Source organism: Methylobacterium ajmalii (assembly GCF_016613415.1).
GTDB lineage: Bacteria > Pseudomonadota > Alphaproteobacteria > Rhizobiales > Beijerinckiaceae > Methylobacterium > Methylobacterium ajmalii.
Window position 1 is genome coordinate 16,231 of the sequence record NZ_JACWCT010000032.1, and the last position, 14,902, is coordinate 31,132.

The window sequence follows — 14,902 nt, forward strand, 5'->3', positions numbered from 1 at the left end:
ACTGACACCTCAGGATGAGGCCGAGAATGAGTTCGGCGACCCTTTTTCGATCTTTCGCAGCCCCGCTCAGGCCACCGCCTTCTGCGCGCCGGTCTGGACGTGGAAGTCTGGCCCGTTGCCGGTCTTCGCCACGTAGCCAGCCCGGATCACGAAGTCGCCGAAGCGCTCGCCCTGGGTCCGGTCCTTGGCGTAGGCCGCAAAGAGCGGGTCGAGCTTGGGGCGGATGTCGGCGGCCGTGACGTCCTCGGCGTAGAGCTTGCTCAGCCGCGAGCCGTCGAAGGCGGCGCCGAGATAGAGGTTGTAGCGCTCGGGGCCGCGGCCGACGAGGCCGATCTCGGCGATGAACGGCCGGGCGCAGCCGTTCGGGCAGCCGGTCATCCGGATGGTGATATCGTCCTCGGCCAGGCCATGCGAGGCCAGGCTCTCCTCCAGCTCGTCGATCAGGCTCGGCAGGTAGCGCTCGCTCTCGGCGAGAGCCAGGCCGCAGGTCGGCAGCGCCACGCAGGCGAGGCTGTTGCGGCGCAAGGCCCCTGCACCGGTGGTGAGGCCGTATTCCTGCACCAGCGCGTCGATCTCAGCCTTCTTGTCCGCCGGGACGTTGGCGATGATGACGTTCTGGTTGCCGGTAAGGCGGAAATCGCCCTGGTGCACCTCGGCGATGCGGCGCAGGCCGGCCAGGAATTGCGGCCCGCCCTCGACGTCCTTGATCCGGCCCGACGGCACGTAGAGCGTCAGGTGGTGCTTGCCGTCGTCGCCCGCGACCCAGCCGTAGCGGTCGCCGTTGCCCGTGAAGGTGAACGGCTTCGGATCCTGGAAGGCGCGGCCGACCCGCTTCTCGACCTCGGCCCGGAAGGCCTTCAGGCCGTAGCGCTCGATCGTGTACTTCAGGCGGGCGTTCTTGCGGACGTTGCGGTTGCCCCAGTCGCGCTGGACGGTCATCACCGCCTCGGCGACCTTGAGGGCGTATTCCGGCTCGGAAAAGAGCATCACGTCGGCGGTGCGCGGGAAGGTGTCGGTCTCGCCGTGGGTCATGCCCATGCCGCCGCCGACGGTGACGTTCCAGCCCATCACCTTGCCCTTCTTGTCGAGGATCGCGATGAAGCCGAGGTCGTGGGCGTAGACGTCGACCTCGTTGGAGGGCGGCACCGCCACGATGGTCTTGAACTTCCGCGGCAGGTAGGTCTTGCCGTAGACCGGCTCGACCTCGCTCGCATCCTCGCCCCCGACCACGCGCTCGCCGTCGAGCCAGATCTCGCGCCAGGCATTGGTCTTCGGCAGGAGGCTGTCGGAGATGTCCTTAGCCAGCTTGTAGGCCGCCTCGTGGGCGCCCTTCTGGGCCGGGTTCGTCGCCGCCATCACGTTGCGGTTGACGTCGCCGCAGGCCGCGATCGTGTCGAGCAAAGCCGCATCGATCGCCGCCATCGTGCGCTTGAGGTTCGACTTGATGACGCCGTGATACTGGAAGGTCTGGCGCGTCGTCGCCCGCAGGGTGCCGTTGGCGTAGGTGCGGGCGATCTCGTCGAGGATCAGCCACTGCTTCGGGGTCACGACGCCGCCGGCGATGCGCAGGCGGATCATGAACGAGTAGGCCTTGTCGAGCTTCTTCTTGGTGCGCTCGGCCCGCAGGTCGCGGTCGTCCTGCAGGTACATCCCGTGGAACTTCACGAGCTGCCCGTCATCGTCGGAGATCGCGCCGGTGGCGTTCTTCAAGAGCCCCTCGGCGAGGGTGCCGCGAAGGTAGCCGCTGGCGATCTTGATGTGCTCGTTGGCCGAGAGCTTGGCGGCGCGCGCCGCTTCCGCCTCGGTGATCGGGCGCTCGGTCGGCGGCGTCTCGTAGACGCGCTCGGCGGGGGAGAGGTCGGCGGTCTTGTGGTCGGCCATGGGGTGTGTCCGTTCGGTCGCCGGGTATGGCGCATCATCTACCAGCGTCTCCGACGCCTGACAGCAGCGAACGAGACGCAGGAACCCCTCTCGGACGTGAGTAGGGGCAGGGGTGAGGGTGTGACACCTCGGAACTGGTTGCCGGAGCCAGGCTCCCTTCACCTCTCCCCGCCGGGCGGGGAGAGGGCCGCGCCCTCGTTCGGAGGGCGCGGCAAGCCCGAAGGGCGAGGGTGAGGGGGTGTTTCCGAAGGAGCCACATCGGGCACCTCCCCCTCATCCTCGGCTGCCGCCTCGCCGCGTCACCTGAACGGTGACACGGCCCTCTCCCCGCCCGCGGGGAGAGGGGACATGCGCACCCGGCGATGCGGATCCTAGTAGACGTCCTGCTGGTAGCGGTGGCTGCGCTCCAGGCCGGCCACCGCCGCTTCCGCGGCCGCGGCATCCAGGCCCTTTACGTCGGCGAAGGCACGCACCAGCGCCGCCCGCACGTCCTTGGCCATCGCCTTGGCGTCGCCGCAGACGTAGAAATGGGCGCCGCCGTCGAGCCAGGACACCAGCTCGCGCCGCTGTTCCCAGATCCGGTCCTGGACGTAGACCTTCTCGGGCTGGTCGCGCGAGAAGGCGACGTCGATGCGGGCGAGCGACCCGTCCTCCAGGGCTTCCTGCCATTCGAGCTGGTACAGGAAGTCGTGGGTGAAGTGGCGATCGCCGAAGAACAGCCAGTTGCGGCCCGGAGCCTCGGTGGCGCGGCGCTCCTGCACGAAGGCGCGGAACGGCGCGACGCCGGTACCGGGGCCGACCATGATCACGTCGGTGCCCGGATCCTTCGGCAGGCGGAAATGCTTGTTGGGCTTCACCCGCACCTTGAGCTTGGCGCCGTTGCGGATGCGGTCCGCGACGTGGACCGAGGCGACGCCGGTGCGTGCCCGGTCGTGGGTGGTGTAGCGCACCGCCGCGATGGTCAGGTGGGCCTCGTCGCCGACCTCGGCCCGCGAGGAGGCGATCGAGTAGGCCCGCGGCGGCAGCGGCCGGGTGATGTCGGTGAGGTGTTGCGCCGACAGCTTGGCCGGATAGGTCTCGATCAGGTCGATGAGGTGCCGGCCCTCGATCCAGGCCCGGACCTCGTTCGATTCCATCAGGCGGCGCGCCTCCTCGTGGCCGGTGGCCTTGACGAAGCGCTCGACCGTGGCGGCCGACAGGGTGGTGATGTCGCGCTCGGCGAGCAGCGCCTGGCGCAGCACCGAATCGCCCTCAAGACCCGCGGCCTTGAGGATCTGGTCGACCAGCGTCGGGTCGTTCTCGGGATAGAGCTCGAGGGAGTCGCCGGGCTCGTAGGCCGGGGCGCCGTCCTCGAAGGCGAGCGCGAGGTGGATCGTCTCCTTGTCGGAGCGCGACGAGTTCAGGTTGACGTGCTCGATCACCTCGACGGTGACCGGCTCGCGGCTGACCTCGACCTCCTCGTCGGCGCCGGCCGCGCGGGCGAAGTCGACCGCCACGACGTTGCCGGCGGGCTCGGCAGGCGCGAGCGCCTTGAGGGCGTCCTTGATCCAGGCGGCGGCCGGCTTGTCGAAGTCGAGGTCGCAATCGATCCGCGGCAGCACGCGCTTGGCGCCCAGCGCCTCGAAGCGCTCGTCGAGGCGCTTTCCGATGGCGCAGAACTCGGCATACGAGGTGTCGCCCAGCGCCAGCACGCCGAACTCGACCCCGTCGAGGCGCGGCGCGCCCTCGCCCATGATCTCGCCGTAGGCCCGCACGGCCCGGGCCGGCGGCTCGCCCTCGCCCCAGGTGGCGGCGATGACGACGACGCGCTTCTCCTTGGAAAGCGCCGCCACGTCGAGGTCGGCGAAATCGACGACCTTCGGCTTGAAGCCGGACTTGCGCGCGAGCTTGGAGACGTCGCCGGCGAGCTTCTCCGAGTTGCCCGACTCGCTGGCGAACAGGATCGTCAGCGGCTCGGCGGCCCGCGGCGGCGCGGCCGGGGCGGGCGCCTCGGCGGCGGCGGCGCCGCCTGCGGCGTCGAGCCCGGCGAGGAAGCCGGCGAGCCACGCCCGCTGCAGGGCGGTGGTGGAGCCGAGGGCGGCATCGAGATGGGCCCGCTCGGCGTCGCCGAAGGGAGCCGTGCGGGGAAGAAGCGCGGGGCGAGACATGCCCGCACAGATGTGCCCGCGCCGCCCAGGAGTCAACCGAAATGTTCTTTTTGAAGAACGCGTCCGCGGGAGATCGTCGTTATCGTCCGCAGGCGCTGAAAGAGAATATTATTTTCCACCCGCCGCGACCGGCTGTACGAACGGCGCCGTCGGCAGCGGCAGGGCGGTGGTGCTCTTCACCTTCTCCATGGCGAACCGGGAGGTGACGTTCTTCAGGGGCAGCCCGGCGATCAGGCGCTTGTAGAAGGCGTCGTAGGCCTGCATGTCCGCCACCACGACGCGGAGCATGTAATCCACGTCGCCGGCCATCCGGTAGAATTCCAGCACCTCGGGCATCCCCGCGACGGTGGCGGCGAAGCGCTCCAGCCACTCGCGCGAGTGGTCGCTGGTCTCGATCGAGACGAAGACCGTGAGGCCCAGGCCGAGCTTGACCGGGTCGAGCACCGCCACCCGGCGGTCGATCACCCCGTCCGCCTCGAGGCGCTGGATGCGCTTCCAGCACGGGGTCTGCGACAGGCCGACGCGCTCCCCGATCTGGGCGATCGACAGCGTCGCGTCGTTCTGGAGCAGGGCGAGGATCTTCAGATCGATGGCATCCACTGCGCGGCTCCGGTTTTGGAGAAGAATCTTTCAAGACTGACCCGAGGGAAGGGAACGGATTTTCCGCCGGGATCGTTGCCGAGGCTGCAATATCGGCCGGATGCGGTGGTGAGGGATCGAAATTCCCCGAAAAACACCGGGACCGCATCCCAGCCATGCCTTGACAGTGTTCGGTATAGCGAACAGTTACCCCCTCACACAAGCAGCCAATCCCGGGCTCTCCATGACCCTCTCCCTCGACCACGCGGCGCAAAACGCCCTGGCGGACGACCTGGCGGCGCGCCTGCGTCCCCTCGCCTTGTCGGAGCGCCTCGCGCTGATCGACGCGACGGTGGGCGGCCGCCTGGTCTTCACCACGAGCTTCGGCCTGGAGGACCAGGCGCTGACCCACGGCTTGCGCATGGCGAAGTCCCGCGCCGAGATCGTCACCATCGATACCGGCCGGCTCTTCCCCGAGACCTACGACACCTGGGCCGAGACGGAAGCCGCCTACGGCTTCCGCATCCGCGCCTACGTGCCGGAGCGCGAGGCGGAGGAAAGCTTCGTCGCGGAATCCGGCATCAACGGCTTTCGCCACTCGGTCGCGGCGCGCCAGGCCTGCTGCGGCTTCCGCAAGGTCGAGCCGCTGGGCCGCGCGCTCGCCGGCGCCGCCGGCTGGCTCACCGGCCTGCGCGCCGGCCAGTCGGCCAACCGGGCCGAGACGCCGCTGGCGGAAGCCGACCCCGTCCGCGGCCTGATCAAGCTGAACCCGATCGCCGACTGGACCCGCGAGGCGCTGGCCGAGCTGATCCGGCAGAACTACGTGCCCTACAACGTGCTGCACGACCGCGGCTTCCCGTCGATCGGCTGCGCGCCCTGTACCCGCGCGGTGAAGGTCGGCGAGCCCGAGCGCGCCGGCCGCTGGTGGTGGGAGCAGGCGGGCAAGCAGGAATGCGGCCTCCACGTCGCGGGTGCGCCCGGCAGCGAGATCAAGCCCGGTCGAGAGCCCGCCGCCTTCGAGCCGGCACAGTCTTCAGATACGTCTTCGAAAACATCCAACCCGGAGCTGGCCGCATGAGCGCCGCCCTCAAAGTCCGCACCGACGGGCTCGACCGCCTGACCCACCTCCAGCGCCTGGAGGCCGAGAGCATCCACATCATGCGGGAGACGGTCGCCGAGACCGAGAACCCGGTGATGCTGTACTCGATCGGCAAGGATTCCTCGGTCCTGCTGCACCTGGCGCTCAAGGCCTTCGCGCCCGGCCGCCTGCCGTTCCCGCTGCTGCACGTCGACACGACCTGGAAGTTCCGCGAGATGATCGCGTTCCGCGATCGTCGCGCCGAGGAGCTCGGGCTGGATCTCATCGTCCACACCAACCCGGACGGGCTCGCCCGCGGCATCGGGCCGGTGAGCCACGGCTCCGAGGTCCATACCGACGTGATGAAGACCCAGGCCCTGCGCCAGGCCCTCGACAAGCACAAGTTCGACGCGGCCTTCGGCGGCGCGCGGCGCGACGAGGAGGCCTCGCGGGCCAAGGAGCGCATCGTCTCGTTGCGCACCGCGCAGCACCGCTGGGACCCCAAGCGCCAGCGCGCCGAGCCCTGGCACCTCTACAACATGAAGAAGCAGCGCGGCGAGTCGTTGCGGGTCTTCCCGCTGTCGAACTGGACCGAGCTCGATATCTGGCTCTACATCGAGCAGGAGAACATCCCGATCGTCCCGCTCTACTACGCGGCCGAGCGCCCGGTGGTGAGCCGCGACGGTCAGCTGATCATGGTCGACGACGAGCGGCTGCCGCTGAACCCCGGCGAGACGCCGGAGATGCGGCTCGTGCGCTTCCGCACGCTCGGCTGCTACCCGCTGACCGGGGCGGTGGAGAGCGACGCCGCGACCCTGCCGGAGATCATCGGCGAGACGCTGGCCGCCCGCACCTCCGAGCGGCAGGGCCGGGTGATCGACAAGGACGGCGCCGGCGCCATGGAGCGCAAGAAGCAGGAAGGCTACTTCTGATGACCGTGCACCAATCCACCCGCGCCTTCGGCTACGAGGCCTTCCTCGCCGCCCACCAGCGCAAGGAAGTGCTGCGGTTCATCACCTGCGGCTCCGTCGACGACGGCAAGTCGACCCTGATCGGGCGGCTCCTTCACGACACCAAGCAGATCTTCGACGATCAGGTGAGCGCGCTGGAGCGCGATTCGCGCCGCCACGGCACGCGGGGCGGTGAGCTCGACCTCGCGCTCCTCGTCGACGGCCTCCAGGCCGAGCGCGAGCAGGGCATCACCATCGACGTCGCCTACCGGTTCTTCTCGACCGAGCGGCGCTCCTTCATCGTCGCCGACACCCCCGGCCACGTCCAGTACACCCGCAACATGGCGACCGGCGCCTCGACCGCCGAGGTCGCGGTGCTGCTGGTCGATGCCCGCAAGGGGCTGAGCCCGCAGACGAAGCGCCACGCGCTCCTGGTCTCGATGCTCGGCATCCGCCGCGTCGTGCTCGCCGTCAACAAGATGGACCTGATCGGCTGGTCGCAAGACCGGTTCGAGGCGATCGTCGCCGAGTTCCAGGCCTTCGCCAAGGACCTGCGCTTCACCGACGTCACCGGCATCCCGCTCTCGGCGGCGAACGGCGACAACGTCGTGCTGCCGGGCACCGCCGCCCCCTGGTACACCGGCGCGCCGCTGCTCCAGTACCTCGAAGAGGTGCCCGCGCACGTCGAGGAGGAGGCCGCTCCCTTCCGCATGGCGGTGCAGTGGGTCAACCGCCCGAATTCCGACTTCCGCGGCTTCTCCGGCCTGATCGCCTCGGGTGCGGTCGCGGTCGGCGACAAGGTGGTGGTGGCGCCCGCCGGCACCCCGTCCACGGTGGCCCGCATCTACACCTACGACGGCGACCTGGAGCGGGCCATCGCCGGCCAGTCGGTGACCCTGGTGCTCGCCGACGAGGTCGATGCCTCGCGCGGCAGCGTCATCACGGCGGCCGCGCAGCCGCCGATCGTCAGCGACCGGCTCGAGGTCCGGCTGTTCTGGGCCAACGAGGCCGAGCTGACGCCGGGCGCCACCTACCTCGCCAAGGTCGGCACCGTGACGGCGAATGCCGTGGTCGAGGCCGTGCGCGCGCGCATCGACACCGAGACCGGGCAGGGCGTGCCGGCCGAGTCGTTGAATGCCAACGACATCGGCGACGTGACGCTCAGCCTCGACCGCAAGGTCGCGGTCGACGCCTATCGCCAGAACCGCGACACCGGCAGCCTGATCCTGATCGACCGGGCCACCACCGACACCGCGGCCCTCGGCCTCGTCCAGGCGCTGCCGGCCGCTCCGCAGGGCGGCGCGAGGACCGACGCCAACAAGACCGAGCCGAAAACCGGGGAGGCGCCCGCCGGCGGCGGCCTGCTCGGCTCCCTGAAGCGGCTGTTCCGGGGCTCGTCGCTCGCGCTCGTCGCCGGGGCCTCGCTCCTGGCGTTCGCCGGGGCGCCCGCCCCGGTGAAGGCGCAGACGCTGCTCAACGTCTCGTACGACCCGACCCGGGAGCTGTACCGGGCGATCGACGCGGCCTTCGCCAAGGAGTGGAAGGCTAAGACCGGCGAGACCGTGACGGTGCGCGCCTCGCATGGCGGCTCCGGCGCCCAGGCCCGCTCGGTCATCGACGGGCTGCCGGCCGACGTGGTGACGCTGGCGCTCGCCAGCGACATCGACGCCATCGCGGCCCGCTCGAAGAAGCTGCCGGCCGACTGGCAGACGCGCCTGCCCAACAACTCGACGCCCTACACCTCGACCATCGTGTTCCTGGTCCGCAAGGGCAACCCGAAGGGCGTCAAGGACTGGGACGACCTGGTGAAGCCGGGAATCCAGGTCATCACCCCGAACCCGAAGACCTCGGGCGGCGCGCGCTGGAACTACCTCGGTGCCTACGCCTACGCGCTCGCCAAGAACGGCAACGACGACGCCAAGGCGAAGGACTTCGTCACCGCCCTGTTCAAGAACGTGCCGGTGCTCGACACGGGTGCGCGCGGCGCCACCACCACCTTCGTGCAGCGGGGCCTCGGCGACGTGCTGATCGCCTGGGAGAACGAGGCGTTCCTGGCCGACGAGGAATTCGGCAAGGGCAAGTTCGACATCGTCGTGCCGTCGATCTCGATCCTGGCGGAGCCGCCGGTGGCCTTGATCGACGCCAACGTCGACCAGAAGGGCACCCGCAAGCAGGCCGAGGCCTACCTGCAGTTCCTCTACACGCCGGAAGCGCAGAAGATCATCGCCAAGAACTTCTACCGCCCGCGCGACGAGGCGGCGGCGGACAAGGCCGACCTCGCCCGCTTCCCCAAGCTGAAGCTCGTCACCATCGACGACACCTTCGGCGGCTGGGCCAAGGCCCAGAAGACCCACTTCGACGACGGCGGCGTGTTCGACGCCATCCTGAAGTCCCGCCAATGAGCGGCGCCGCGGCCCTGCCCGCGGGCCGGGCCGCGGCCCGGCCCCGCTTCCGGCGCCCGACTGCGATCCCGGGCTTCCGCCTGACCTTCGGGATCACGCTCACCTACCTGACCCTGCTGGTGCTCCTGCCGCTGGCGGTGCTGCTGCTGCGCGCCGCCAGCGTCGGCCCCGCCGGCCTGTGGGCCTTGATCACCGATGCCCGCAACCTCGCGGCGCTCAAGACCTCGTTCGGCCTGTCGCTCGCCGCCGCCGCGATCGACGCGGTGTTCGGGCTCCTGATCGCCTGGGTGCTGACCCGCTACCGGTTTCCCGGCCGCCGCCTGATCGACGCGCTCGTCGACCTGCCCTTCGCGCTGCCCACCGCCGTGGCCGGCATCGCGCTCGCCAGCCTCTATGCGCCGAACGGCTGGCTCGGCGAGCCGCTGATGACTCTCGGCATCAAGGTCGCCTACACGCCGCTCGGCATCCTGGTGGCGCTGGTCTTCGTCGGCCTGCCGTTCTGCGTCCGCACGGTGCAGCCGCTGGTCGCCGAGATCGACAAGTCGAGCGAGGAGGCGGCTGCGATCCTCGGCGCCTCGCGGTTCCGGGCGCTGGTCACGGTGATCCTGCCGCCCCTGATCCCCGCGATGCTGACGGGCTTCGCGCTGGCCTTCGCCCGGGCCGTCGGCGAGTACGGCTCGGTGATCTTCGTCGCCGGCAACCTGCCCTACGTTTCGGAGATCGCGCCGCTCCTGATCGTGATCAAGCTGGAAGAATTCAACTACGCGGGCGCCACCGCCATCGCCGCCGTGATGCTGCTGATGTCGTTCACGGCGCTTCTCGCCATCAACCTCTTGCAGGATTTCAGCCGCCGCAGGTTCGGGCATGTCTGAGACGACCGTTCCCTCCATCGGCCCGCCGGCCCGCCCCGCCGCCCGCGGGGCCCACGCCGCGCTGACCGAGCCGCGCCCGGTCCGCATCGCGCTGACGCTGCTGGCGGTCGCGTTCCTGGCCCTCTTCCTGCTGCTGCCGCTCGCCGTCGTCTTCGTCGAGGCGCTGAGCAAGGGGGTGGGGGCCTATCTCGACACCTTCGCGGAGCCCGACGCGCTGGCGGCGATCCGCCTGACGCTCCTCGTCGCGGTGATCGCGGTGCCGCTCAACGTGGTGTTCGGCCTGTGCGCCTCCTGGGCCATCGCCAAGTTCGACTTCCGCGGCCGCAACCTGCTGATCACCCTCATCGACCTGCCGTTCTCGGTCTCCCCGGTGGTGGCGGGCCTGATCTACGTCCTGATCTTCGGGGCGCAGGGGCTGTTCGGCCCGTTCCTGCAGCGCCACGGGATCGAGATCATCTTCGCGGTGCCGGGCATCGTGCTCGCCACGGTGTTCGTCACCTTCCCGTTCGTGGCCCGCGAGCTGATCCCCTTGATGCAGGACCAGGGCACCACCGACGAGGAAGCCGCGTTGACCCTCGGCGCCAGCCCGTGGCGGGTCTTCCGCACCGTGACGCTGCCCAACGTGCGCTGGGCGCTGCTCTATGGCGTGCTGCTCTGCAACGCCCGGGCGATGGGCGAGTTCGGGGCCGTGTCGGTCGTGTCGGGTCGCATCCGGGGGCTCACCAACACCATGCCGCTGCACGTCGAGATCCTGTACAACGAGTACAATTACGTGGCGGCGTTCGGGATCGCCTCGCTGCTGGCGCTCCTCGCGCTCGTCACCCTGGCGGGCAAGTCTTTCCTCGAATGGCGCCACGCCGATGCGCTGGCCGGACGCGGAGCCCACTGAGATGACCGCAGGTTTCGCGCCCACCACCCTGTCCCTGCGCCGCGAGGTGCAGAGCCGCCCGGTCGAGACGGCATCCGCCGAGCGCCTGCGCCAGGCCGGCACGGCGGTCCGGGTCGACGGCATCGTCAAGCGCTACGGCGGCCCGGGGCCCGCCGCCCTCGAAGGCGTCAGCCTGGCGATCGAGCCGGGCGAGCTCTTGGCGCTGCTCGGTCCCTCGGGCTCGGGGAAGACGACGCTCTTGCGCGTCATCGCCGGGCTCGAGATCCCGGACGGCGGAAAGGTGTTCTTCGGCCCGCAGGACACCACCGACATCCCGGTCCAGCGCCGCGGCGTCGGCTTCGTGTTCCAGCACTACGCCCTGTTCCGCCACCTGACGGTGTTCGAGAACATCGCCTACGGCCTGCGCTCGCGCCCCCGGGCGCAGCGCCCGCGAGAGGACGAGATCCGCCGCCGGGTCGAGCGCCTGCTCGAGCTCGTCCAGCTCCCCGATCTCGCCAAGCGCTTCCCAGGCCAGCTGTCGGGCGGCCAGCGCCAGCGGGTCGCGCTCGCCCGCGCGCTCGCCGTCGAGCCCTCGGTGCTGCTCCTCGACGAGCCGTTCGGGGCGCTGGACGCCCAGGTGCGCAAGGACCTGCGCCGCTGGCTGCGGGAGATCCACCGCGAGACCGGCCAGACCACGATCTTCGTCACCCACGACCAGGACGAGGCGCTGGAACTCGCCGACCGGATCGCGATCCTCAACAAGGGCCGCATCGAGCAGGTCGGCGCGCCCCACGAGGTCCAGGACCATCCGGCCTCGCGCTTCGTGATGTCCTTCGTCGGCGAGACCGCCCGCCTGCCGGCGGAGGTCGTCGACGGCCAGGTCCGCGTCGCCGGGCACCCGGTGATCGCCGCGCAGGCCGGCTGGCCGCACGGCCCGGTCGATCTCTGCCTGCGGCCCTGGGACCTCACGGTCGGGCAGGGCGCCGGCACGCTGCCCGGCACCGTGCGCGAGTGGCGCCGCACCGGGCGGGGCACCGTGGCGGAGATACAGCTCGACGGCGCCGAGGCCCCGGTCGAGGTCAAGGTGACGGACGTCTACGCCCCGGGCGACCGGGTGGCGCTGGCGGTGGGCGCCGCGCGGGTGTTTCCGCGCGGCTAGAGAGCTTCACGATCGCGCTGCAATCGCGAAGCTCTCCAAGTCTTTGTTTGGGCGCATTTTCTGCGACGAACCGGTTTCCACTTCGTCGGAAATTGCTCTAGGTCGAGGCCGGGCCGCGGCGGACGCGGCCCGCCGTCACCCGGCCTCGCCGCCCCGCGCGACGAGGCCGAAGCGCAGGATCTCGCCGGCGACGTGGTCGAGGCCGACGACCTTCTCGGCCGCGCCGCGCTCGATCGCCTCTTTCGGCATCCCGAACACCACCGAGCTCGCCTCGTCCTGCGCGATCGTCCGGGCGCCGGCCCGGCGCATCTCGAGAAGCCCGGCGGCGCCGTCGTCGCCCATGCCGGTCATGATGATGCCGAGCGCGTTGCCGCCCGCGGCCTGCGCGGCGGAGCGAAACAGCACGTCGACCGAGGGACGGTGGCGCGAGACCGGCGGGCCATCCTTGATCGCGACGTGGTAGCGGCCGCCCGAGCGCTGTAGCAGCATGTGGCGGGCGCCCGGCGCGATCAGCGCGAGGCCCGGCCGCACCACGTCGCCGTCCTCGGCCTCCTTGACGGCGATGGCGCAGAGCCCGTCGAGCCGGCGCGCGAAGGCGGCGGTGAAGTGCTCGGGCATGTGCTGGACGATCAGGATGCCGGGGCAGTCCGGCGGCAGCGGCTCGAGCACGTTGCGCAGGGATTCCGTACCGCCGGTCGAGACGCCGATGCAGACGACCGGCTCGGTCGCCACCACCGGACGGCGGCCAGCCACCGGGGGCAGCATCGCGTCGGCGGTGAGCTTGGCCTCGACCGGGCGGGGCCGCCCCGCGCTCCGGGGCTTTGCCCGGGCGGCGGCCCGCACGGCGTCGCAGACGCGCCGGGAGGAATCGATCAGCGCCTGGCGGGTATCGACCCGGGGTTTCGGCAGGACCGCGACCGCGCCGGCCTCCACCACCTCGGCGACGAGCTGCGAGCCCGGCTCGGCCAGCCCCGAGCAGACGATCACGGGGATCGGCTTCTGCGCCATGATCTTGCGCAGGAAGGTGAGCCCGTCCATCCGCGGCATCTCGAGGTCGAGCAGGATCACGTCCGGCAGGTCGTCGCGGATGCGCCGCGCCGCCGCGAACGGATCGGCGGCGGTGGCGAGCACCGCGATGTCCGGCGCCTCGTCCAGGATGCCGGCGAGCGTCTGGCGCACCGAGGCCGAATCGTCGACGATCAGGACCCGGATCGGGTCGCGGGCGCTCACCGGCCGCTGCCTTCGGGACGGCGGAAGATCGAGGAGGTCTCCTGGACGAGCCCGGCGGCGCCGACCCCCGCCATCGATTCCGAATGGCCGACCACCAGGAAGCCCCCAGGGGCGAGGTGCCTGGCCAGGTGCTCGACGACCTTCTTCTGCGTCGGCTTGTCGAAGTAGATCAGCACGTTGCGGCAGAAGATGACGTGCACGCCCGAATCGACCGGATAGCGGTCGTCCATCAGGTTGAGATGCTGGAACCGGACCTGGCGGCGCAACTCGGGGACGATGCGGCCCTCGCGGCGGGCCGGGTCGCGGGCCTCCATGACGTAGCGGCGGCGGAACTCGGGCGGCACCGGCGCCAGCATGTCGGTGGCGTAGATCCCCCGCGCCGCGACGGCGAGCACCTGGGTCGAGATGTCGGTCCCCAGGATGCCGTAGGTCATCTCGTGGCCGGCCCGCACCATGTCGTCGAGGACCATCGCCAGGGTGTAGGCCTCGGCCCCGATCGAGGCCGCGGCGCTCCACACCTTCAGCCGCAGCGCCCGGCCGCGGCCGCGCGCGGCGAGCCGCGGCACCGCCTCGTCGCGCAGGAAGTCGAAGTGGCTCGGCTCGCGGAAGAAGTCGGTCTTGTTGGTCGTCACGCAGTCGATCAGGTGCGTGAGCTCCTGGGAGAGGAAGCCCTCCTCGAACAGCAGCCGCCCGTAGGCGTCGAGACCGTCGAGATCGAGGGCGCGCACGCGCTTGCGCAGGCGGCCCTCGACCATCGTGCGCTTCACCGCGGGAAGCTGGATGCCGACCCGCTCCTCGATCAGCGCGGCGATCGAGCGGTAATGGCCGTCCTGCAGTACGGAGCCGATCTCAGGCTGCATCGCGGAGCGCCGGGGCGTCGCCCGCCATCAGGCGCGCGAGATCGAACACAACCACGAAGGCCTCGCCCTTGCGGCCGATGCCGGCGATGTAGTCGGCGCGCCAGCGACCGCCGACCTCCGGCGCCTCCTCCATCCGGCCCGGATCGAGGGCGGTGACCTCGAACACCCGGTCGGCGACGACGCCGATCCCGGTCGGGCGGCCGTTCACGACGACGTCGAGCAGGATGATCCGCGTCGCCGCGGTCGGCTCCACGGGGGCGAGCCCGAGCTTGGTGCGCAGGTCGATCACCGGATAGCTGCGGCCGCGCACGTCGATCATGCCGAGGAGGAAGGCCGGGGCCTGCGGCAGGGTCGAGACCGGCCGGTGGTCGAGGATCTCCTGCACGTGGGCGATCGGGATCCCGAAGGTCTCGCGGTCGAGCCCGAGGGTGAGGTACTGCGCGGTGGCGTGGGACATCCGGGGCCGCTCCGGCGGGAAGGGGACGGAGCCGTCGACGGGCCCCGTGATGGGAAGGAAAGGGGGCCGGCATCGGCCCCCTCGGGGTCAGGCGCTGCGCTTGAAGGCGGCGTCGTCCTCGTCCTCGCCCATGTCGAAGGCGAAGCCGCCGCTGCGCGGCTGGGCCGGGCGGCCGGCGGGCGCCTTGGCCACCGGCTTGGATGCGACCTTCGGGGCGGCCTTCGCGGCCACCTTGACCGGAGCCGCCATCCGGGCCGCCGTGCGTCGCAGCTGACCGACCCCCGCCTCCAACTCCGCACTGCCTTCGCCGATGCGGAAATACGCGATCGTCGCCTGCAGCTGCTCGGCCTGCGCCGCCAGCTCCTCCGACGTCGCCGACACCTGCTCGGACGCCGACGCGTTCTGCTGCGTCACCTTGT

Annotated in this window: 12 protein-coding genes and 2 pseudogenes; 7 read left to right on the plus strand and 7 right to left on the minus strand. The window is 70.7% G+C overall.

The features are described from left to right. Positions 1-66: 66 nt before the first annotated feature. From HPY23_RS05995 to HPY23_RS06005, 3 genes are all read right to left on the minus strand, one after another. Positions 67-1,881 (minus strand): NADPH-dependent assimilatory sulfite reductase hemoprotein subunit, encoded by a 1,815-nt coding sequence (locus HPY23_RS05995; protein ID WP_091882178.1) that lies wholly within the window; start codon positions 1,879-1,881, stop codon positions 67-69. 371 nt (positions 1,882-2,252) lie between these two features. Continuing rightward, positions 2,253-4,028 carry a diflavin oxidoreductase gene (locus HPY23_RS06000; protein WP_091882181.1) on the minus strand — a complete coding sequence of 592 codons (1,776 nt, stop codon included), beginning with the start codon at positions 4,026-4,028 and terminating at the stop codon, positions 2,253-2,255. Positions 4,029-4,136: 108 nt separating this feature from the next. Further along, the gene (locus HPY23_RS06005) at positions 4,137-4,628 is read right to left on the minus strand and encodes an Lrp/AsnC family transcriptional regulator (protein WP_060847909.1); all 492 of its coding nucleotides are present in this window, start codon (positions 4,626-4,628) and stop codon (positions 4,137-4,139) included. Positions 4,629-4,851: 223 nt separating this feature from the next. Between HPY23_RS06005 and HPY23_RS06010 the strand changes: the two genes are divergently transcribed. The 7 genes and pseudogenes from HPY23_RS06010 to HPY23_RS06035 all read left to right on the plus strand — a co-directional run bounded on the left by HPY23_RS06010 (position 4,852) and on the right by HPY23_RS06035 (position 11,936). Next, positions 4,852-5,685 (plus strand): phosphoadenylyl-sulfate reductase, encoded by an 834-nt coding sequence (locus HPY23_RS06010; RefSeq protein ID WP_200601843.1) that lies wholly within the window; start codon positions 4,852-4,854, stop codon positions 5,683-5,685. After that, entirely contained in the window at positions 5,682-6,617 is a 936-nt protein-coding gene (cysD, locus tag HPY23_RS06015) for a sulfate adenylyltransferase subunit CysD (protein WP_060847907.1), read from the plus strand. Before HPY23_RS06010 ends, cysD begins: the two co-directional genes overlap by 4 nt. Beyond that, positions 6,617-8,029: pseudogene (gene cysN, locus HPY23_RS32840) on the plus strand (sulfate adenylyltransferase subunit CysN); the annotation flags it as partial. The gene cysD and the pseudogene cysN, both read left to right, overlap by 1 nt. Positions 8,030-8,062: 33 nt before the next feature. Then, positions 8,063-9,037, plus strand: coding sequence for a sulfate ABC transporter substrate-binding protein (locus HPY23_RS32845; protein ID WP_236012759.1), 975 nt, complete (start codon positions 8,063-8,065; stop codon positions 9,035-9,037). After that, positions 9,034-9,909, plus strand: a complete 876-nt coding sequence (gene cysT / locus HPY23_RS06025; RefSeq protein WP_091882189.1) for a sulfate ABC transporter permease subunit CysT — start codon at positions 9,034-9,036, stop codon at positions 9,907-9,909. The genes HPY23_RS32845 and cysT overlap by 4 nt, the downstream gene beginning before the upstream one ends. Further along, entirely contained in the window at positions 9,902-10,798 is an 897-nt protein-coding gene (gene cysW, locus HPY23_RS06030; RefSeq protein ID WP_060847904.1) for a sulfate ABC transporter permease subunit CysW, read from the plus strand. Before cysT ends, cysW begins: the two co-directional genes overlap by 8 nt. A 1-nt stretch (position 10,799) precedes the next feature. Continuing rightward, the gene (locus HPY23_RS06035) at positions 10,800-11,936 is read left to right on the plus strand and encodes a sulfate/molybdate ABC transporter ATP-binding protein (protein WP_091882192.1); all 1,137 of its coding nucleotides are present in this window, start codon (positions 10,800-10,802) and stop codon (positions 11,934-11,936) included. A 135-nt stretch (positions 11,937-12,071) separates the two neighbouring features. Here the strand turns inward: HPY23_RS06035 and HPY23_RS06040 are convergent, their stop codons facing one another. The 4 genes and pseudogenes from HPY23_RS06040 to HPY23_RS32850 form a co-directional block, all read right to left on the minus strand. Then, positions 12,072-13,166: a protein-glutamate methylesterase/protein-glutamine glutaminase gene (locus HPY23_RS06040; RefSeq protein WP_091882195.1), complete on the minus strand. Its 1,095-nt coding sequence runs from the start codon at positions 13,164-13,166 to the stop codon at positions 12,072-12,074. Beyond that, complete coding sequence (locus HPY23_RS06045; protein WP_091882198.1) at positions 13,163-14,026, minus strand: CheR family methyltransferase; 864 nt, start codon at positions 14,024-14,026, stop codon at positions 13,163-13,165. Before HPY23_RS06045 ends, HPY23_RS06040 begins: the two co-directional genes overlap by 4 nt. Next, positions 14,016-14,483: a chemotaxis protein CheW gene (locus HPY23_RS06050; RefSeq protein WP_091882201.1), complete on the minus strand. Its 468-nt coding sequence runs from the start codon at positions 14,481-14,483 to the stop codon at positions 14,016-14,018. Before HPY23_RS06050 ends, HPY23_RS06045 begins: the two co-directional genes overlap by 11 nt. 87 nt (positions 14,484-14,570) lie before the next feature. Further along, a pseudogene (locus HPY23_RS32850) lies at positions 14,571-14,902 on the minus strand (methyl-accepting chemotaxis protein); the annotation flags it as partial.